Here is a 16,545-nt window from a genome sequence, read left to right on the forward strand (position 1 = left end):
GAGAGAAAACGAATGCCAACGCCATCGAATCCGAGGAAAGGATCGAAAGGCTTCGGTCCACGGAAACGCGCCGACAGCGAGGTGCCACAGTTCCGTTCTTGGCCCGAAGCCGACGGCGAGCCTGCGCTACAGGGTTTTGCCGGCTACAAAGCCGGTATGACCCATGTCATGATGGTCAACGACCAGCAGGGTTCGCCACGTGAAGGAATGACGGAGAGCGTTCCCGTCACCATCGTCGAGACACCGCCTATGCGTGTCGCCGCGGTCCGCGGATACCGCGAGACACCGTACGGGAGACGTCCCGTTACTGAGGTCTGGACGGACGAACTCGACGAGGAGACGGAACGCGTCGTTGCACAGCCCGAAGAAGAAGGCGATGTCGACGAGTTACGCGGCGAGGACGTTGACGAGGTACGTGTAATCGCTTACGCCACGCCCGCAGAGGTCGACGGCGTGCCCAAGAAGAAGCCCGAACTGATGGAGGTTCCCGTAGCGGGCGGAAACGTCGACGCTTCGCTCGACCGTGCGGAGGAACTACTCGGCGGCGGCGCCGATGTCGACGAGGTTCACCGTTCGGGCGAGTACATCGACGTGTCCGCCGTTACGAAGGGCAAGGGTACGCAGGGTCCCGTCAAACGGTGGGGCGTCAAGCTACGCAAAGGGAAGCACTACAGACAGGGATGGAGGAGACGTATAGGCAACCTCGGTCCTTGGCACCCGTCGCGCGTACGTTCGACGGTTCCACAGCAGGGACAGATGGGATACCACCAGCGTACGGAGATAAACAAACGCGTCCTGTCGGTCGACGACGAGGACGCTACGCCCGAAGGCGGCTTCGTCAACTACGGCGAGGTTTCGTCGTCGTACCTGTTGGTCAAAGGAAGCGTTCCGGGTCCCAAGGGTCGTCTCGTAAGGACGCGCCACGCGGTGCGTCCCAAGGACGACGCCGCTTACGACCCAGAGATACGTTACGTAAGCACGAGCTCTGACCAAGGATGACGATGAAAGCACAGAAGGTCGATACGGACGGAGACGAGACGGGCGAGGTCACCCTCCCCGGTGCCTTCGGGACGCCGTTCCGTCCCGACATCGTGGAACGCGCCTTCCTCGCGACGCAGGCGAACGAGAAACAGCCGTACGGCGCGGACGAGTTCGCGGGTATGCGTACGAGCGCAGAGTCGCCGGGTAGCGGACAGGGTATCGCGCACGTTCCGCGTATCAACAACGGCAACCGTGCGGCACGCGTTCCGCACTCCGTCGGCGGACGTAAGGCACACCCGCCTAAGGCTGAGAAGAAGATCGGCGAGGACTTCAACGACAAGGAGCGCGCACTCGCCTTCGACAGCGCCGTCGCCGCGACCGCAGACGAGGTACGTGTACGTGACCGCGGGCACGACTTTGACGAGGACGTAGACCTCCCCGTCGTCGTTGACGCAGGGTTCGAGGAACTCGTCAAGACGCAGGAGGTCGTCGATGTTCTCGAAACGCTGGGTCTCCACGACGATATACAACGCGCAGACGAAGGACGTGGGATCCGAGCAGGACGCGGCACGACGCGTGGAAGGAAGTACAGGACGCCGACGAGCATACTTTTCGTGACGAGCGACGGGTTGCGCGCGGCGCGTAACCTGCCCGGCGCGGACGTTGTTACCGCCGACGAGTTAGGCGTCGCCGACCTCGCACCCGGCGGCGACGCGGGACGCCTCACCGTCTGGACGGAGCCTGCTCTGGAGGTGCTTGACGAACGATGAGGGTTATCAAGAGACCGCATATCACGGAGAAAGGTATGGACATGATGGACTTCGAGAACAAGATGCAGTTCATCGTCCACACCGATGCGACGAAGCCGGAGGTTGCGGACGAGATAGAGGACGAGTACGAAGCCGACGTTGCGAACGTCAACACACAGATAACCATGAACGGAGAAAAGAAGGCGACCGTAGAGTTCGCCGAGGAAGACGTGGCACAGGATATAGCGTCGCGTATGGGGGCGTTCTAAAGATGGCACTGAGCAAAGCTCAGCGCTTCTCAGACACGGGAGGTGTCTGAGATGGGTCGTCCGATACGCCAACAGAAGGCTGGCAAGGGAAGCTCCGTCTTCCGTGCGCCGAGCCACAACTACAAGGCGACGTTAAGACACAAGAAGACGGGTGACCACGAGACGGCGACCGGAGAGGTCGTTGGTCTCGAACACGACCCCGCGAGAAGCGCACCCGTCGCACGCGTCGAGTACGACGACGGCGACGAACGCCACGTGCTCGTCGCAGAAGGCGTCGGTGTCGGTGACGAGATACAGGCGGGCGTGAGCGCGGACGTAGAGACGGGCAACACGCTCCCTCTCGCCGAGATCCCTGAGGGCGTTCCCGTCTGCAACATCGAGATAAACCCCGGCGACGGCGGAAAGATCGCACGTTCGACGGGTACGAGCGCGACGCTGATCACGCACGAACGCGGCGGTGCGGTCGTACAGCTACCCAGCGACGAGATACGTCAGTTCGACCCCGACTGCCGCGCCACGATCGGTGTGGTCGCTGGAGGCGGACGTACGGAGAAGCCGATGCTCAAGGCGGGTAAGAAGCACCACAAGATGAAGAGCCGTGGAGGCAAGTGGCCCAAGGTCAGCGGCGTAGCGATGAACGCCGTCGACCATCCGTTCGGAGGCGGCGGACGCCAGCACCCCGGACGCCCCAAGTCGGTCAGCCGTAACACGTCGCCGGGTCAGAAGGTCGGCGACATTTCGAGCAGGAGGACAGGAAAGGAGTAACCATGTCAACAGAAGACCTACCAAGCAGAGAAGGAGAGTTCCAGTACCGAGGCTATACGCTCGACGAGCTGAAGGAGATGTCGCTCGACGAGTTCGCCGAGGTCGCACCCGCGAGGATCCGTAGGACGCTCGAACGCGGTCTTTCGGACGAGCATCAGAAGCTCTTCGACCGCGTCCGCGACGGCGACGACAAGATACGTACGCATCTACGTGACACGCCTATCGTTCCTGAGATGGTCGGCACGACGTTCATGCTCCATAACGGTCAGGGGTTCGAACGCGTCGATGTCGAAGCGGAGATGATAGGGCACTACCTCGGCGAGTTTGAGATGACACGTAAAGACGTAGAACACGGACAGGCGGGCATAGGCGCGACCCGTTCGTCGAAGTTCGTGCCCCTCAAGTAAACCATGGGAATAAGCTACTCAGTCGAGGTTGACGAGGAAAGATCCGCCAAGGCGATGGGGCGCGAGCTTACGGTCAGCAAGAAGGACGCCGTCGAACTCTGCCGTTTCGTCAAGGGCAGGTCGCTCGACGGCGCACGCGAGACGCTCTCAGCCGTTGCGGACGGCGACGAGCCCGTGCCACTCAAGAAGCACAACTCGGGTTCGGGGCACACGTCGGGCATCGACGGCTGGGACGCGGGCGGCTTCCCTAAGAAGGCGGCGGAGGCGCTCGACGACGTTCTGTACAACGCCAAGATGAACGCCGAGGAACAGGGCTTCGACACCGACGAGATGGTCGTCGAACATATCGCGGCGCACAAGGTCGGCGAGTCGCGGGGTATGAAGCCGCGCGCCATGGGACGCGCCACGCAGTGGAACTCCGACCTTATCGACATCGAGGCTGTCGTGCTACAGGAGGACTACGAAGCCGTCGGTGACGACGAAGCCGAAGACGAAAACGAGACGGAAGCCGACACCGACGAAGGAGCCGACGAAGGAGGCGAGGACTGATGTATCGAACCGAAGCTTCGATGCTCACGACCACACGGAGGTGGTCGTGATGGCGATAGAACGCGAGTTCGTGGAGAAAGGCATGCGCCGGTCGCAGATAGACGAGTTCCTCGCCGACGAACTCGAACGCGCCGGTTACGGCGGTATGGAGCTTGCACGCACCCCGATGGGAACCGAGATCACGCTCAAGGCTGAGAAGCCGGGTATGGTCATCGGCAAGGGCGGTAAGAACATACGCCAGCTAACCGATGACCTCGAACGCGAGTTCGATCTCGAAGACCTACAGGTCGACGTACAGGAGGTCGATGAACCCGACCTGAACGCACGTATCGTGGCGGACAAGCTCGCCAACGCGCTCGAACGCGGCTGGTACTTCCGCGATGCGGGACGTACGACACTCAGCCGTATCATGGAGTCGGGCGCGATGGGTGCCGAAATCGTCTTCAGCGGAAAGGTGACGGGCGCACGTTCGCGCGTCGTCAAGTTCAAGGAAGGCTACGTAAAGCACTGCGGCGAACCCGCCGAGGAGGTCGTCGAGACCGGATACGGTACTGCGATAATGAAGCTCGGCGCTATCGGCATACAGGTACGTATCATACCGCCCGGCTCCGAGCTACCTGACAAGTTCGAGGTGAAGCAGGACGCCGACGTTGAGGAGCTCGTACCCGAAGCAGAGGCGACCGAGGTAGAGGTCGAGGAGGCGGAGACCGCCGACGAAGGTATCGAGGAACTCGTCGGCGAAGCCGGCGACGAAGAGACCGAAGAAACGGCTGAGGAGTCCGAAGCCGAAGAAGCCGAGACGGTCGAAGAACCGGAAGAGGCGGAAACCGAGGAAACAGCCGAAGCCGACGACGAAGCTTCCGACGAAGCACCGTCGTCGGTCGACGAGCTACACGAGAAGTCTTACCGTGAGCTACAGAAGCTCGCAAAGGAGGCGGGCGTCAAGGCGAACCTCAAGACGGAGGAGCTAATCGACGCACTCGCCGACGAGTACGGTCTCGAAGGAGGTGACGCATAGATGGCGATTCTACGCGCCGATGAGATGCGTGAGATGACCGATGAGGAGCTTGAGGACGAACTCAACAACCTCCAGTCGGAGCTTCTTCAGGAGACTTCGATACAGGCGGCGGGCGGAGCGCCCGACAACCCCGGACGTATAAGCGAGATGAAGAAGACGATAGCGCGCATAAAGACGGTACAGCGCGAACGCGAGATGGAGGAAGAGAACGAATGATAACCCCGCGGAACATCGCGCGTCACGAACTCGTCGGTCTGAACGGACGCGTCGTTGAGTCGTCCGATACGTCCCACGTCGGTATACGGGGACGTGTCGTCGAGGAGACGGCGTGTACGTTGACCTTCGCCGTCGAAGACGGCGGCGAGAAGACAGTGCCGAAGAAGTACACTGTCTTCGAGTTCGATCTCCCCGACGCTGAGACGGTACGCGTCGACGGAGAGGCGATAGAAGCGCGACCCGCGGAACGCGTAACAGGTGTCTAAGATGCCAGAGATAGGATACGACGTACCGGAGCCGACGACCGACTGCGACGACGACAACTGCCCGTTCCACGGTACGCTGTCGCCGCGCGGCACAGTCCTTGAAGGACGTGTCGCAACCGACAGCATGGACAAGACGGTTGTCGTCGAGCGCGAGCACGACGTCAAGGTTCCCAAGTACGACCGATACATGAGACGGCGTTCACGCACGCCCGCTCACTCGCCTCCATGCGTAGACGCGGAGGAGGGTGACACGGTGCGTATCGCCGAGTGTAGACCGCTGAGCAAGACGAAGCAGTTCGTCGTTATTGAGGTAGTGGAGGACGAAGAATGAAGGCGATAAAGGCGGACATAACGAAGTCACTCACCAAAGGCTCACGCCTCGTCTGCGCCGACAACACGGGGGCGCGCGAGCTACAGATAGTCAGCGTGAAGAACTACCGCGGTACGCGCCGGAGACAGCCTAAGGGCGGTGTAGGTGACATCGTCGTCGTGAGCGTCAAGAAGGGCGACCCCGACATGCGTCGTCAGGTTCTCGACGCCGTCGTCGTGCGACAGAAGAAGCCCTTCAGGCGTCCCGACGGAACCCGCGTCGCTTTCGAGGACAACGCCGCCGTTATAATCGACGACAACGAGGAGCCGCGCGGTACGGAGATACGCGGTCCCATAGCCCGCGAGGTAGCGGACAGGTTCGGACCCGTAGCAAGCAAGGCAAAGATAATAGCATGACAGAGAAAGCAACACAGCCGAGGAAGCAACGCAAGGAGCGCGAGGAGGCACCCCTGCACAGACGCAACCGATTCGTCCGCTCCACGCTCTCCGACGATCTCCGCGAGGAGTACGGCACGCGTTCGGTACGTGTCTCCGAGGGCGATACGGTCGAGGTACTACGTGGCGACGACGCGGGCGAGGAGGAAGAGGTTCTTTACGTCGACCTCGACGAGACGAAGGTCTACGTCGAGAACGTCACCGTAGAGAAGACCGACGGCGAGGAGGTTCCGCGTCCTATCGATGCGTCGAACCTCCGTGTCGTTGACCTCAACCTCGACGACCCGGAGCGCGTCGAACGTCTGGAGGAGGTGGATGAAGAATGACGCACCAGAAGAGGCTATCCGCCCCCGACTCCTGGCCTGTCGAGCGCAAGAATCAGGTCTACACCGTGGCGTCGCATCCGGGACCCCACGGTGGCGACGCAGTGCCGCTCGTCGTCTTCGTCCGCGACGTTCTCGGATACGTCGAGAACGCAAAGGAGCTACGTTACGCACTCGACCACGACGACGTTCTGGTCAACGGCGAGGCGGTGAGCGACCACAAGCTGTCCGTCGGCAACTTCGACATCGTAGCCTTCCCTTCGCGCGACGAGTACTACCGCGTCTTCCCCGGCGAAGGCGGCAGGCTTTCGCTCGTCTCCGTCGAGGCGGACGCCGCGGACAACAAGCTCGCGCGTATCGACGACGTGACACACGTACCCGGAGGGGAGGTACAGCTAAACCTCCACAACGGCGCGAACGTCATAGTCGAGGACGACGGCTACTCGACCGACGACTCGGTCGTTGTCGATCTCGAAACCGGCGAGGTACTCGAACGGTTCGCATTCGCCGAGGGTGCGGCTGTCACCGCCGTCGACGGACGCCACTCAGGCGAGGTCGGAAAGCTCGTCGAGTACAACGTCAACGAGGGTTCGAGCGACAACACCGTCGTCGCCGAACACCCCGACGGCTCGACGTTTGAGACTATCGAGGACTACGTCTTCGTCATAGGCGAGGACGTTAGCGACCTTGAGGAGCAGGAGGCGGAGGCTGAAGCATGACGCTCGAAGAGATACACGAGATGCGTCAGCCCGTCGTCGAGAAGGTCGTCGTCCATATGAACGTCGGCGAGGGCGGACGTGAGCTACAGAACGCCGAGGAGATAATCGAGGACATCACGGCGCAGACATCGGTGCGCACGCAGGCGAAGCAGAGCAACCCCGAGTTCGGTATACGTGAGGGCGACCCGATCGGATGTATGGTTACCCTACGCGGCGACGAAGCACACGATCTGCTGAGCGAGGCGCTCGGTATCGCAGGAGCCGTGCCGCGTTCGTCTTTCGACGAGTACGGCAACTTCTCGTTCGGCGTCGAGGAACACACCGACTTCGAGGGTCAGGAGTACGACCCCGACATAGGTATATTCGGTATGGACGTAACCGTCGCACTGGCGCGGAAGGGTAAACGCGTCGAGCGTCGCGGTGTCAAGCCGCGCGAGATACCCGACGAGCACCGTCTCAACGAGGAAGACGCCGTCGCATTCGTACACGAAACCTTCGAGGTTGATATCGAATGAGCGAAGCAGAAACCGGAGAGAACGAGACAGAAGACGAGACGCGGACGGGCAACAAGCTCGAATGCCGCCGTTGCGGACGTAAGGAGGGACTCGTGACGCGTTATGAAATAAACCTCTGCCGTCAGTGCTTCCGCGAGGTTGCACGCGACATGGGAGCAAAGAAGTACAGCTGAGGTGACAGGTATGACAATGACAGACCCACTTTCCGACGCGCTCTCGGCGATAAAGAACGCCGACAAGCTCGGAAAGCTCGACTGTAAGGTAGAGCCGGCGTCGAACACCGTCGGGAACGTCCTCGGCGTCCTACACGACGAGGGGTACGTCGACGGCTTCGAGTTCGTCGAGAACGGTAAGGCGGGCGAGTTCGACGTCGATCTCGCCGGTCAGATAAACGACTGCGGCACGGTCAAGCCGCGTTACTCGGCGAGCAAGGACGAGTACGAAAAATGGGAGAAACGTTACCTGCCCGGACGCGACTTCGGCTCCCTCATAGTAACGACGAGCCACGGCGTCATGACCCATTACGAGGCGCGAGAGGAGGGCGTCGGCGGGCAGATACTCGCGTACGTGTACTGAGGTGAAAGGAATGAGAAATGAAATCGAGATACCGGACGATGTCGAGGTCACCAAGAGCCTCGACGAGTTCACGTTCGAAGGTTCGAACGGGACCGTGGAGCGTACCTTCACGTACCCCGGTGTGACGGCGACGGTCGAGGACGGCGTTATCGTCTTCGAGACCGACTCGGAACGTAGGAAACAGCGCGCGACCGTCGGGACGTTCGAGAGTCAGGCGCGTAACGCCTTCCGTGGCGTTACCGATGGCTTCGAGTACGAGATGAAGGTACTGTACTCCCACTTCCCGATGCAGGTTGAGGTCAAGGGCGATACGGTCGAGGTTCGTAACTTCCTCGGCGAAAAGCACCCGCGCGAAACCTCCGTCGTCGGCGACACCGAGGTTGAGGTACAGGACGAAGAGATCGTCGTACGTGGTCCCGACAAGGACGACGTTGGACAGACGGCGGCGAACATCGAACAGGTGACGTACGAAAACGACAAGGATGTCCGTGTCTTTCAGGACGGCATCTACATAACAGCGAAGCCGGAGGTGTAACGAATGGCAGAACAACTCACGGACGTAGACGGTGTGGGCGAGTCGAAGGCGGAGACGTTACGCGAAGCGGGCTACGAGACGGTCGAAGACCTGAAACGCGCGTCGCAGGACGAACTCGCCGAGACGGAGAACGTCGGTAAGGCGCTCGCCGCACGTATCAAGGCTGACGTAGGCGGTCTGGAGGTCGAGGAGACTGAGGAGGAGTTCGTCGAGGAAGAGGAAGAAGAGGAAGGCGAGGTCGCCGAGGTCGTCTCAGCGGCTTCGCTCTCCGACAAGACGCCCGAACTCGACGACGAGACACGCGACGCGCTCGACAAACGCGCCGCGCAGAACAACCCGTCGTTCAAACGTCAGGATCACCACAAGAAGAAACGCGTCTCCGCCGACTCGTGGCGGAAGCTACGCGGAAACAACAGCAAGCGTAGGAAGAACATCAAGGGCAAGGGCGCTGAGGTCGGCATCGGCTACGGTAAGCCCGCCGAGGCGCGCGGTCTCCATCCGAGCGGATTCGAGGAGGTTCTCGTACACCGCCCCGAAGACCTCGACGACGTTGACGCCGATACACAGGCTGTCCGTATCGGCGGTAGCGTCGGCGGACGCAAACGCGAACGTATCGAGGAGCGCGCACTCGACGAGGAGGTACGTGTCCTCAACCCGACACATGTGGAGGGAGAGGAATGACAGACCTGAAGAGCCAGCGCCGTCTCGCCGCAAAGATAATCGACTGCGGCGAGAACCGTGTCTGGATGGATCCCGACTCGCAGGGCGAGATAGCCGAAGCGATCACGAGAGAGGACGTACGCGAACTCGTCAACCAAGGCGTCATACGTGAGAAACGCAAGAAAGGCGTCTCGCGTGGACGCGCACGTGAACGTGATGAGAAACGCGACTACGGTCATCAGAAAGGACCGGGTACGCGTAAGGGTAAGTCGGGCGCACGTAGCGACCCCAAGGACGAATGGAAGTCGACCATACGCGCGCTCCGTAAGGAGCTACGCCGTATGAAGGACGACGACGAGATAGACGCGTCGACCTACCGCGACCTGTACGCGAAGGCGAAGGGTGGCGAGTTCGACTCCGTCCGTTACCTCAAGAACTACGTCGAAGGAATGGAGGACTGACAATGGCAACAGGAGCAAGATACAACGTTCCGATGCGACGAAGACGCGAGGGGCGCACCGACTACCACCAGCGCCTACGTCTTCTCAAGAGCGGGGAGCCACGTCTCGTCGCACGGAAATCCAACAAGCATACACAGGTACAGGTCGTCGTTGCGCGTGACCAAGGTGACCATACGGTGACGAGCGCGCACACGAACGAACTATCCGGGTTCGGCTGGGAAGCCCCGACGGGCAACCTGCCCGCGGCTTACCTTGCGGGACGTATCGGGGGCGGACGAGCCGTAGACGAGGGACACGACGAGGCGGTTCTCGACGTCGGTCTCAACCGCGTCACGCCGTCGAACCGTGTCTTCGCCGTCCTTAGCGGCGCGGTCGACGCGGGTCTTCAAATACCCCACGGCGAGGACGTTCTGCCTTCGTGGGAACGCGTACGCGGCGAGCATATCGCCGAGGGCGTCGAGTACACCGCACAGCCCATCGACGCCGACGAACTCCCGGAGCATTTCGACGAGGTACTCGAAAACGTGGAGGCTGAGCTATGAGCGAAGGGGAGTACGAGGACGAATGGCGACCCAAGACGCGTCTCGGACGTAAGGTTCAGGAGGGCGAGATCACATCTATGGACGAAGCTCTCGACTCAGGTCTCCCCCTCAAGGAGTCGGAGATCGTAGACACACTCCTGCCCGATCTCGAAGACGAGGTGCTGGACATAAACATGGTTCAGCGTATGACCGACTCCGGAAGGCGCGTCAAGTTCCGTTGCTCGGTCATCGTCGGTAACGGAGACGGCTACGTAGGGTACGCAGAGGCAAAGGAGGATCAGGTCGGTGCAGGCATACGTAAGGCGATAGACGTCGCAAAGCTTGACCTGATACGCGTCCCGCGCGGAACGGGTTCGTGGGAGTCGCGTGCGGACAAACCCCATACGGTTCTACTCGAAACCACGGGGAAGGCGGGGAGCGTCGAGGTCACCCTCATACCCGCTCCCAAGGGTATAGGCATCGCCGCGGGCGAGACGGCGAGCCACGTACTCGAACTCGCGGGTATCGAGGACGTATGGACGAAGGCGAGCGGTCAGACACGTACGACGGTAAACTTCGGTAAGGCGACCTACAACGCACTCGAAGCGAGCGCAGAGGCACGTATACCGGATCGCGCGTACGAAAATCTGGAGGTATCGGAATGAACGCGAACTCAACGCAGACGGTACAGAGACGTGCTTCGCACGTCTCCTCGTCGTCCAGGGGCGAAACCGTGGATGTGGAGGTATCGGAATGAGCTACGGAATCGTACGCATCCGCGGCGGCGCGGACACGCCCGGCGATGTCGAGGACACGCTCGACATGCTCAACATCGGGCAGGTCAACGCCTTCACTGTCGTCGCCGAGGACGACACGTACACGGGTATGGTGCAGAAGGTCAACGACTACGTAGCGTACGGTCAGCCCGACGCGTCGACCCTCGCCACCCTGCTCGAAAACCGCGGTGAGACTCTCGAAGGCGGCGATGTGGACGACGCCTACGCCTCCGGCAGAGGATACGAGGACGTCGCCGGACTCGCCGAGGCGGTCGTTGACGGCGAGACGACCCTCCGCGAAGAGGGCGTCAATCCTACGGTACGTCTCCATCCGCCACGTAAGGGGCACGACGGAATCAAGCAGAGTTATAAGCAAGGCGGCGTTCTGGGCAACCACGGCGACGGTATAGATGAGCTACTCAGGAGGATGCGATAATGTCACGTGACTCGAAGAAACGCGGACGCGGTTCGCGGACGCACGGCGGCGGTACGCAGAAGAACAGACGCGGCGCAGGACACCGCGGCGGGCGCGGCGACGCGGGAAGGAAGAAGCACGAGGCGAAGAACCATCCGGAGTTAGGAAAGACGGGGTTCAAACGCCCGCAGAAGGTCGTCGACGATGTGGATGTATCGAACGTTGGTGACATAGACCGGAGTATCGAGACACTCGTCGAGCGCGGCGTCGCGGAGGAGACCGACGACGGATACACCGTCGACGCGTCCGCCCTCGGCGTCGACAAGGTTCTCGGAAGCGGACAGGTGCGTAACACGCTCACCGTCCACGCCGACGACTTCTCCGACTCGGCTGTCGAGAAGATAGAGTCGGCGGGCGGCGAGGTCGTCGTGACCTCCGACGAGGACGAGACAGAGGAAGAAGAGTAGAACAAGGGACGGAACAGGAATGGGCATAATAAACGTACTCGAACCCGTCATCGTCCGGATGCCGAGCGTCAAGCGTCCGAAGAAACACGTACCTTTTAGGAAGAAGCTGTACTGGACGCTCGGTGTTCTGGTGCTGTACTTCGCGCTCACGAACGTCACGCTGTACGGCGTTAACGTACAGGGCGACCTTTTCGGACAGTTCCGATCCGTCCTCGCCGGCGCGCAAGGCTCGATACTACATCTCGGTATCGGACCTATCGTCACGGCGAGTATCGTTCTCCAGCTACTCGACGGCTCCGACATGCTCCCTATCGATACCAACGAGCCACGGGGTCAGGCGCTCTACCAGGGGCTTCAGAAGCTACTCGTCGTTATAATGGCTGTACTGACAGCCGCGCCGATGGTAGCGAGCGGCTTCCTTCAGCCCGCGACAGGTATGGGTCTACCGCCTAACATAATGGCGTTCGTCGTCTTCCTTCAGGTCGCACTCGGCGGCGTACTCATACTGTACCTCGACGAGATAATCTCACAGTGGGGCGTCGGCTCCGGCGTCGGTCTGTTCATAATTGCGGGTATATCACAGCAGATAATCGGCGGTCTGTTCGACTGGAGCATGACGGGCGGTGCCGCGGGTATAGCCGACCTTTCGACGGGTCTCCTGTTCCGTTGGTACCAGATATTCTCCGGAGGATACGACCCCGGCTTCGCTCTGACGAGCGGTGACGGCTTCTGGTTCCTGATGACGTACGGCGGGCAGATACTGTTCGTACTGACGACCATACTGATCTTCGCCGTCGTCGTCTACGCCGAGTCCGTCCGTGTTGAGGTTCCTCTCTCGCACTCACGCGTCAAAGGCGCACGCGGACGTTACCCCGTGAAGCTCATCTACGCGAGCGTCCTACCCCTGATCTTCGTCCGCGCTATACAGGCGAACATCCAGATGGTGGGACAGATAGTCTACTCACAGGGGTTCCAGCCCGCTTGGTTCGCCGTCTACGAACAGGGGCAGGCGACCTCAGGTCTTATGTACTACCTGACACCCATAAACAGCCCGTACGACTGGATGTGGTTCCTGCCTATCGGACCCGATCAGGCTACGTGGCAGATACTCCTGCGTCTCGGTATCGACTTCCTCGTTCTCACCATCGGCGGCGCTATCTTCGCCGTCTTCTGGGTCGAGACCGCCGACATGGGTCCCGACTCGGTCGCGCAGAACATACAGCAGTCGGGGATGCAGATACCCGGGTTCAGGCAGAACCCCGCGGTGGTCGAGAAGGTGATGGATCGTTACATACCCCAGATTACGGTGATGAGCGGTATACTCCTCGGCGTCCTCGCCGTACTCGCAAACGTCCTCGGAACCATCGGAAACGTGACGGGTCTGGGTCTCCTCCTAACCGTCTCTATCACGTACAAGATATACGAGGAGATCGCGGAGGAGCAGATGATGGAGATGCATCCGATGATGAGAAAGGTCTTCGGCGACGAGTAACGTGTGTCGATCGAACACGAGGTCGTAGGCTGGTCGGACGCGACTCTCGAACTCGACGACACCGACTTCGCGTACGCGGGCAAGTTCCGTCTTCCGTCCGGAAAGGCGGTAACGCGCGACACTGACACGGGCGATACGGTCGCTGTCCTCTCGTTCTCGCCCGACCGCGCCGACCCCGACGGCGTGCGCGTCCGTTACTTCACCGCACGCGACGACCTACGCGGCGAAGGTATCGGCTCTTCGCTCCTCGGTTTCGCCTCCGACCGCCTTCTCGAACGTTACGGTACCGTCCGTATCTCCGTCAACAACCCGTACGCGTACGAGGCGGCGCACAAAGCCGGCTTCGTCTGGACGGGCGATACCGCCGGACTTGCCGAACTCGTCCTGCGTAAGCCCGCCGAAGACACCGATACCGGCACGGACGAGAGGTACGTCGAAGGTCTGCGCCGGTTCGCCGACCGCGACCTGACCGACGGTGAAGAGGGCTTCGTCCGGCGTAAGCTACGTGACTAACCTCGGTACAGTCCGCAAACGTTTTAGAACACGCCGCCTCAGTAAGAACGCGGACGGGGTCCATAGCTCAGTCCGGTTAGAGCGCTCGGCTCATAACCGAGTGGTCACCGGTTCAAATCCGGTTGGACCCAGAGTGAACGAAGTGAGCGAAGGAGACAAAGGATTTGGAGCAGGGAACGGAGCCGAACGGCGGAGCGACCGAGGTTCAAATCCGGTTGGACCCATGAGAGAGGAACGCGGTGACGAGCGAATAAGGACGGAGGATCTGAACCAGTGAGCGACCGTCGGAGCGACCGAGGTTCAAGTCCGGTTGGACCCATACGCGGACAGACGTTTGACGGGTGGATTCGTCCACCTCTTTTTTACGAATCGCCCAGCAGAGCGGCGAAGAGGAGTACCACGAACGCGGAGTAGACAAAGAGCGGGAACATGCCGCCCGTGAGGGTGCGCACGAAGCCCTCACCGAACAGACTACCGACAGCATCGACCCCCCAAGTGGTGTCGATGATGAACAGGGCGTATCCGGCGACGACGGTTTTGAGAAATGCCTTCGTGAAAGCCGCCAGACGGGCGAAGGTCACGTAGTGCAGGAACGATACGACGGGGTCGCGTGATATCTTCATGAAGCTTCCGACGGCGAACCGGACGTGGGGTACCACGGAGGGGAGACGTCCGGGTACCGAAGCTAACCCTTCGATGACAACCTGTACGACGGGATGCCTGTGTACGTGTTCGGTCTTCGCACCCCTCCCGGCTGACCCCGTGTTACCCTCCCGTCCCGACGCCGTGGATCGAGCCTCTCTCATCTCACGTATGTAGCCCTCGTAGCCCTCCTTCGCACGTCTCTCGGTCGAAAACCAGAACTCGGTGCCTTGGTAGTCGCCGTCGGCGTTTATGTAACGTTCGTCGGCTTCGACATCGGTCGTGACGCCCCAACGTCTTCTTTTCTTTCCTCCGTCCCGTGTACGTCCCTCCTGATAACACAGTCGCCAGAGGCTATCGAGATGCGTCGACATACGTGTACCTCCCCATCTCACGTCGTCGTCCTCAAAGGAACCCTCGCGTCTGTCCGTCTGTCCGTCCTTCTGTTCTCCCGTCGGCTCGTCAGTACCGTCCCTCTCGGAGCGCCCGTCGCCGTACGCCTCGCGGTACGTCGCCCTTGCCGTCTCCTCCGTCCCGAAGTACACGCGGTCGGAAGAAACCGTCCCGTCGGTACCGAGGTACATACTTACCGTACCGTCGACGTGGGGCGCTGTCTCCGTCTCCGTAAAGACGTACCAGCCTTCTTCGCCCCTGCCGAGGCTCCAGCCGTCGCCGAGGCTCTGAACCGTCTCGTCCTGGTTCCGTCCGTCGTTTTCTTCGCGTGTCTCCGTTCTGTCCCCGTCCTCCTCGGCGTCCGCGCCTTCCGCTCTCTCTTCTGCGCCCGCCGCCGTTCCTTTCCCTCCGGCGTCGGTGAGCGCGACCTCGTAAGCCTCCCTGACCCGTTTGAACATCTCGGTGGCGTCGTCCCTGTCGCAGACATCGGGATGGTACTGCTTCGCTTTCTCCCTGTACGCCTCCTCCACGTCGTCGTCGGAGGCGTCGCGGGGTATTCCGAGGAGTTCGTACGGGTCTTTCGGCATCCGTTCGGTGTATAGGTACGCACGCGTTTTATTTTTACCGTCGTGCGCCGCGTATCCGCGGTTATATGTTACACCGGCGGCTACGCCGTAGGGATGCCAGAGACACACGGTGCGGTCGCCGTCCTCGTCATCCTTCTTCTCATCACGTCGGGATGTATCGGTGCCGGTGGTAGCCCACGGAACGGTACGGAACCACCGAACGGTTCGGACACCGAAGGAGGCGAAGACGTGACCGTACCCGAGGTCGACGCACCGGAGCCGTACACCGACGCGACCGCCGGCTTCGTTATCGATGGTGAGGTTCGCGGCGCTATCGGTGTCGAGATAGCCGAGACGCGGCGTGAACGTGCGGTCGGTCTGATGGAACGTGACTCCCTTCCCGACGGTACGGGCATGCTTTTCGTCTACGGCTCCGCCGCTCCTCGCTCGTTCTGGATGAAGAACACGCTCGTCCCTCTCGACATAGTCTTCGTCGGTTCCGATATGCGTGTCCTCAACATCGAACACGCCTCACCCGAATCCGGTGTTCCCGAAGACGAACTCAACCGTTACGGAAGCGACGGAACGGCGCAGTACGTCGTTGAGGCTGAGCGCGGCTACGCCAACGAGACGGGTCTGTCGCCGGGTGACGAACTCATCGTTAGCCGTTGAGACAGAGCGGTGTATCCTCTACCCTGAAACCCGATTTAGTCCCCTTCTTCGCTCGATTATGGCATCGCTGAGAGGATGGCGACGGTAGCCACAGCGATGAACTCGGATTTGGAGACGTACCGATCCGTCTCCTCCGGATGGCTATGCACAAACAAAAGACGGTTATCGAAAGCCTTCTTCATCGGTGGGAGACCGTCCAACCACTCAAGGTGTTCGTAAGACAATTCATCATACGCGTGCTCCAAGCCCGCCTGTGCCATCTCGTTGTGCCAGTACTCTTCGGTGGACCCTACCTCACTCGTGGTTGCCCTGTA

27 protein-coding genes, 1 tRNA gene and 1 pseudogene are annotated in these 16,545 nt (G+C 60.9%); 27 read left to right on the forward strand and 2 right to left on the reverse strand.

Annotated features, from left to right (window positions below; translation table 11 throughout):
- The first annotated feature begins 12 nt into the window (after window positions 1-12).
- The 26 genes from EGH25_RS04175 to EGH25_RS04300 all read left to right on the forward strand — a co-directional run bounded on the left by EGH25_RS04175 (window position 13) and on the right by EGH25_RS04300 (window position 14,089).
- On the forward strand, window positions 13-999 hold the full coding sequence (locus tag EGH25_RS04175; RefSeq protein ID WP_266086392.1) for a 50S ribosomal protein L3: 987 nt from the start codon (window positions 13-15) through the stop codon (window positions 997-999).
- Window positions 1,000-1,001: 2 nt separating this feature from the next.
- Window positions 1,002-1,751 (forward strand): 50S ribosomal protein L4, encoded by a 750-nt coding sequence (gene rpl4p / locus EGH25_RS04180; protein ID WP_266086393.1) that lies wholly within the window; start codon window positions 1,002-1,004, stop codon window positions 1,749-1,751.
- Window positions 1,748-1,999: a 50S ribosomal protein L23 gene (locus EGH25_RS04185; protein ID WP_266086394.1), complete on the forward strand. Its 252-nt coding sequence runs from the start codon at window positions 1,748-1,750 to the stop codon at window positions 1,997-1,999. Before rpl4p ends, EGH25_RS04185 begins: the two co-directional genes overlap by 4 nt.
- Window positions 2,000-2,050: 51 nt before the next feature.
- Complete coding sequence (locus EGH25_RS04190) at window positions 2,051-2,764, forward strand: 50S ribosomal protein L2 (protein WP_266086395.1); 714 nt, start codon at window positions 2,051-2,053, stop codon at window positions 2,762-2,764.
- 2 nt (window positions 2,765-2,766) lie between these two features.
- Complete coding sequence (locus EGH25_RS04195) at window positions 2,767-3,171, forward strand: 30S ribosomal protein S19 (protein ID WP_266086396.1); 405 nt, start codon at window positions 2,767-2,769, stop codon at window positions 3,169-3,171.
- Window positions 3,172-3,174: 3 nt separating this feature from the next.
- Window positions 3,175-3,720, forward strand: a complete 546-nt coding sequence (locus tag EGH25_RS04200) for a 50S ribosomal protein L22 (RefSeq protein ID WP_276591904.1) — start codon at window positions 3,175-3,177, stop codon at window positions 3,718-3,720.
- A gap of 49 nt (window positions 3,721-3,769) precedes the next feature.
- Window positions 3,770-4,738 carry a 30S ribosomal protein S3 gene (locus EGH25_RS04205; protein WP_266086468.1) on the forward strand — a complete coding sequence of 323 codons (969 nt, stop codon included), beginning with the start codon at window positions 3,770-3,772 and terminating at the stop codon, window positions 4,736-4,738.
- Window positions 4,739-4,954, forward strand: a complete 216-nt coding sequence (rpmC, locus tag EGH25_RS04210; RefSeq protein ID WP_266086397.1) for a 50S ribosomal protein L29 — start codon at window positions 4,739-4,741, stop codon at window positions 4,952-4,954.
- The gene (locus EGH25_RS04215) at window positions 4,951-5,220 is read left to right on the forward strand and encodes a ribonuclease P protein component 1 (RefSeq protein ID WP_266086398.1); all 270 of its coding nucleotides are present in this window, start codon (window positions 4,951-4,953) and stop codon (window positions 5,218-5,220) included. Before rpmC ends, EGH25_RS04215 begins: the two co-directional genes overlap by 4 nt.
- A 1-nt stretch (window position 5,221) precedes the next feature.
- Window positions 5,222-5,551, forward strand: a complete 330-nt coding sequence (locus EGH25_RS04220) for a 30S ribosomal protein S17 (protein WP_266086399.1) — start codon at window positions 5,222-5,224, stop codon at window positions 5,549-5,551.
- Window positions 5,548-5,946 carry a 50S ribosomal protein L14 gene (locus tag EGH25_RS04225; protein ID WP_266086400.1) on the forward strand — a complete coding sequence of 133 codons (399 nt, stop codon included), beginning with the start codon at window positions 5,548-5,550 and terminating at the stop codon, window positions 5,944-5,946. The genes EGH25_RS04220 and EGH25_RS04225 overlap by 4 nt, the downstream gene beginning before the upstream one ends.
- A complete protein-coding gene (rplX, locus tag EGH25_RS04230; RefSeq protein ID WP_266086401.1) occupies window positions 5,943-6,311 on the forward strand; it encodes a 50S ribosomal protein L24 in 369 nt (122 codons plus the stop codon). The genes EGH25_RS04225 and rplX overlap by 4 nt, the downstream gene beginning before the upstream one ends.
- Entirely contained in the window at window positions 6,308-7,027 is a 720-nt protein-coding gene (locus EGH25_RS04235; protein ID WP_266086402.1) for a 30S ribosomal protein S4e, read from the forward strand. Before rplX ends, EGH25_RS04235 begins: the two co-directional genes overlap by 4 nt.
- Complete coding sequence (locus EGH25_RS04240) at window positions 7,024-7,542, forward strand: 50S ribosomal protein L5 (RefSeq protein WP_266086403.1); 519 nt, start codon at window positions 7,024-7,026, stop codon at window positions 7,540-7,542. Before EGH25_RS04235 ends, EGH25_RS04240 begins: the two co-directional genes overlap by 4 nt.
- Window positions 7,539-7,715: a 30S ribosomal protein S14 gene (locus EGH25_RS04245; RefSeq protein WP_266086404.1), complete on the forward strand. Its 177-nt coding sequence runs from the start codon at window positions 7,539-7,541 to the stop codon at window positions 7,713-7,715. Before EGH25_RS04240 ends, EGH25_RS04245 begins: the two co-directional genes overlap by 4 nt.
- A 10-nt stretch (window positions 7,716-7,725) precedes the next feature.
- A complete protein-coding gene (locus tag EGH25_RS04250; protein ID WP_266086405.1) occupies window positions 7,726-8,118 on the forward strand; it encodes a 30S ribosomal protein S8 in 393 nt (130 codons plus the stop codon).
- A 10-nt stretch (window positions 8,119-8,128) separates the two neighbouring features.
- The gene (locus EGH25_RS04255) at window positions 8,129-8,653 is read left to right on the forward strand and encodes a 50S ribosomal protein L6 (RefSeq protein WP_266086406.1); all 525 of its coding nucleotides are present in this window, start codon (window positions 8,129-8,131) and stop codon (window positions 8,651-8,653) included.
- A 3-nt stretch (window positions 8,654-8,656) separates the two neighbouring features.
- Entirely contained in the window at window positions 8,657-9,334 is a 678-nt protein-coding gene (locus EGH25_RS04260; protein ID WP_266086407.1) for a 50S ribosomal protein L32e, read from the forward strand.
- Window positions 9,331-9,774 (forward strand): 50S ribosomal protein L19e, encoded by a 444-nt coding sequence (locus EGH25_RS04265; RefSeq protein ID WP_266086408.1) that lies wholly within the window; start codon window positions 9,331-9,333, stop codon window positions 9,772-9,774. Before EGH25_RS04260 ends, EGH25_RS04265 begins: the two co-directional genes overlap by 4 nt.
- 2 nt (window positions 9,775-9,776) lie before the next feature.
- Window positions 9,777-10,316, forward strand: a complete 540-nt coding sequence (locus EGH25_RS04270) for a 50S ribosomal protein L18 (protein ID WP_266086409.1) — start codon at window positions 9,777-9,779, stop codon at window positions 10,314-10,316.
- Window positions 10,313-10,960, forward strand: coding sequence for a 30S ribosomal protein S5 (locus tag EGH25_RS04275; RefSeq protein ID WP_266086410.1), 648 nt, complete (start codon window positions 10,313-10,315; stop codon window positions 10,958-10,960). The genes EGH25_RS04270 and EGH25_RS04275 overlap by 4 nt, the downstream gene beginning before the upstream one ends.
- Window positions 10,961-11,048: 88 nt before the next feature.
- Window positions 11,049-11,507: a 50S ribosomal protein L30 gene (gene rpmD / locus EGH25_RS04280; RefSeq protein WP_266086411.1), complete on the forward strand. Its 459-nt coding sequence runs from the start codon at window positions 11,049-11,051 to the stop codon at window positions 11,505-11,507.
- The gene (locus EGH25_RS04285; protein WP_266086412.1) at window positions 11,507-11,953 is read left to right on the forward strand and encodes an uL15m family ribosomal protein; all 447 of its coding nucleotides are present in this window, start codon (window positions 11,507-11,509) and stop codon (window positions 11,951-11,953) included. Before rpmD ends, EGH25_RS04285 begins: the two co-directional genes overlap by 1 nt.
- Window positions 11,954-11,972: 19 nt before the next feature.
- On the forward strand, window positions 11,973-13,445 hold the full coding sequence (gene secY, locus EGH25_RS04290) for a preprotein translocase subunit SecY (protein ID WP_266086413.1): 1,473 nt from the start codon (window positions 11,973-11,975) through the stop codon (window positions 13,443-13,445).
- Between the two features lie 3 nt (window positions 13,446-13,448).
- Window positions 13,449-13,958 carry a GNAT family N-acetyltransferase gene (locus EGH25_RS04295; protein WP_266086414.1) on the forward strand — a complete coding sequence of 170 codons (510 nt, stop codon included), beginning with the start codon at window positions 13,449-13,451 and terminating at the stop codon, window positions 13,956-13,958.
- 56 nt (window positions 13,959-14,014) lie between these two features.
- Window positions 14,015-14,089: transfer RNA gene (locus tag EGH25_RS04300), tRNA-Ile, on the forward strand.
- Between the two features lie 1,352 nt (window positions 14,090-15,441).
- On the opposite strand, the pseudogene EGH25_RS12250 reads toward EGH25_RS04300, so the two are convergent.
- Window positions 15,442-15,580: pseudogene (locus tag EGH25_RS12250) on the reverse strand (DnaJ domain-containing protein); the annotation flags it as partial.
- Between the two features lie 93 nt (window positions 15,581-15,673).
- On the opposite strand from EGH25_RS12250, the gene EGH25_RS04310 reads away from it, so the two are divergent.
- Window positions 15,674-16,231, forward strand: a complete 558-nt coding sequence (locus EGH25_RS04310) for a DUF192 domain-containing protein (protein WP_266086416.1) — start codon at window positions 15,674-15,676, stop codon at window positions 16,229-16,231.
- 56 nt (window positions 16,232-16,287) lie between these two features.
- Here EGH25_RS04310 and EGH25_RS04315 read toward each other — a convergent pair whose 3' ends face one another.
- Window positions 16,288-16,413, reverse strand: coding sequence for a hypothetical protein (locus EGH25_RS04315; protein WP_266086417.1), 126 nt, complete (start codon window positions 16,411-16,413; stop codon window positions 16,288-16,290).
- Window positions 16,414-16,545 lie beyond the last annotated feature (132 nt).

It is taken from the genome of Halorutilus salinus, from assembly GCF_026242195.1.
GTDB lineage: Archaea > Halobacteriota > Halobacteria > Halobacteriales > Halorutilaceae > Halorutilus > Halorutilus salinus.

Coding starts and splice junctions, on each gene's coding strand:
- EGH25_RS04235 (WP_266086402.1), top strand. CDS start 6,308: ATGACGCACCAGAAGAGGCTATCCGCCCCCGACTCCTGGCCTGTCGAG.
- EGH25_RS04285 (WP_266086412.1), top strand. CDS start 11,507: ATGTCACGTGACTCGAAGAAACGCGGACGCGGTTCGCGGACGCACGGC.
- EGH25_RS04190 (WP_266086395.1), top strand. CDS start 2,051: ATGGGTCGTCCGATACGCCAACAGAAGGCTGGCAAGGGAAGCTCCGTC.
- EGH25_RS04225 (WP_266086400.1), top strand. CDS start 5,548: ATGAAGGCGATAAAGGCGGACATAACGAAGTCACTCACCAAAGGCTCA.
- EGH25_RS04215 (WP_266086398.1), top strand. CDS start 4,951: ATGATAACCCCGCGGAACATCGCGCGTCACGAACTCGTCGGTCTGAAC.
- EGH25_RS04310 (WP_266086416.1), top strand. CDS start 15,674: ATGCCAGAGACACACGGTGCGGTCGCCGTCCTCGTCATCCTTCTTCTC.
- rpmD (WP_266086411.1), top strand. CDS start 11,049: ATGAGCTACGGAATCGTACGCATCCGCGGCGGCGCGGACACGCCCGGC.
- EGH25_RS04245 (WP_266086404.1), top strand. CDS start 7,539: ATGAGCGAAGCAGAAACCGGAGAGAACGAGACAGAAGACGAGACGCGG.
- EGH25_RS04175 (WP_266086392.1), top strand. CDS start 13: ATGCCAACGCCATCGAATCCGAGGAAAGGATCGAAAGGCTTCGGTCCA.
- EGH25_RS04270 (WP_266086409.1), top strand. CDS start 9,777: ATGGCAACAGGAGCAAGATACAACGTTCCGATGCGACGAAGACGCGAG.
- EGH25_RS04200 (WP_276591904.1), top strand. CDS start 3,175: ATGGGAATAAGCTACTCAGTCGAGGTTGACGAGGAAAGATCCGCCAAG.
- EGH25_RS04265 (WP_266086408.1), top strand. CDS start 9,331: ATGACAGACCTGAAGAGCCAGCGCCGTCTCGCCGCAAAGATAATCGAC.
- EGH25_RS04255 (WP_266086406.1), top strand. CDS start 8,129: ATGAGAAATGAAATCGAGATACCGGACGATGTCGAGGTCACCAAGAGC.
- EGH25_RS04195 (WP_266086396.1), top strand. CDS start 2,767: ATGTCAACAGAAGACCTACCAAGCAGAGAAGGAGAGTTCCAGTACCGA.
- rpmC (WP_266086397.1), top strand. CDS start 4,739: ATGGCGATTCTACGCGCCGATGAGATGCGTGAGATGACCGATGAGGAG.
- EGH25_RS04205 (WP_266086468.1), top strand. CDS start 3,770: ATGGCGATAGAACGCGAGTTCGTGGAGAAAGGCATGCGCCGGTCGCAG.
- EGH25_RS04240 (WP_266086403.1), top strand. CDS start 7,024: ATGACGCTCGAAGAGATACACGAGATGCGTCAGCCCGTCGTCGAGAAG.
- EGH25_RS04275 (WP_266086410.1), top strand. CDS start 10,313: ATGAGCGAAGGGGAGTACGAGGACGAATGGCGACCCAAGACGCGTCTC.
- EGH25_RS04250 (WP_266086405.1), top strand. CDS start 7,726: ATGACAATGACAGACCCACTTTCCGACGCGCTCTCGGCGATAAAGAAC.
- EGH25_RS04185 (WP_266086394.1), top strand. CDS start 1,748: ATGAGGGTTATCAAGAGACCGCATATCACGGAGAAAGGTATGGACATG.
- EGH25_RS04220 (WP_266086399.1), top strand. CDS start 5,222: ATGCCAGAGATAGGATACGACGTACCGGAGCCGACGACCGACTGCGAC.
- rpl4p (WP_266086393.1), top strand. CDS start 1,002: ATGAAAGCACAGAAGGTCGATACGGACGGAGACGAGACGGGCGAGGTC.
- rplX (WP_266086401.1), top strand. CDS start 5,943: ATGACAGAGAAAGCAACACAGCCGAGGAAGCAACGCAAGGAGCGCGAG.
- secY (WP_266086413.1), top strand. CDS start 11,973: ATGGGCATAATAAACGTACTCGAACCCGTCATCGTCCGGATGCCGAGC.
- EGH25_RS04315 (WP_266086417.1), bottom strand. CDS start 16,413: ATGAAGAAGGCTTTCGATAACCGTCTTTTGTTTGTGCATAGCCATCCG.
- EGH25_RS04260 (WP_266086407.1), top strand. CDS start 8,657: ATGGCAGAACAACTCACGGACGTAGACGGTGTGGGCGAGTCGAAGGCG.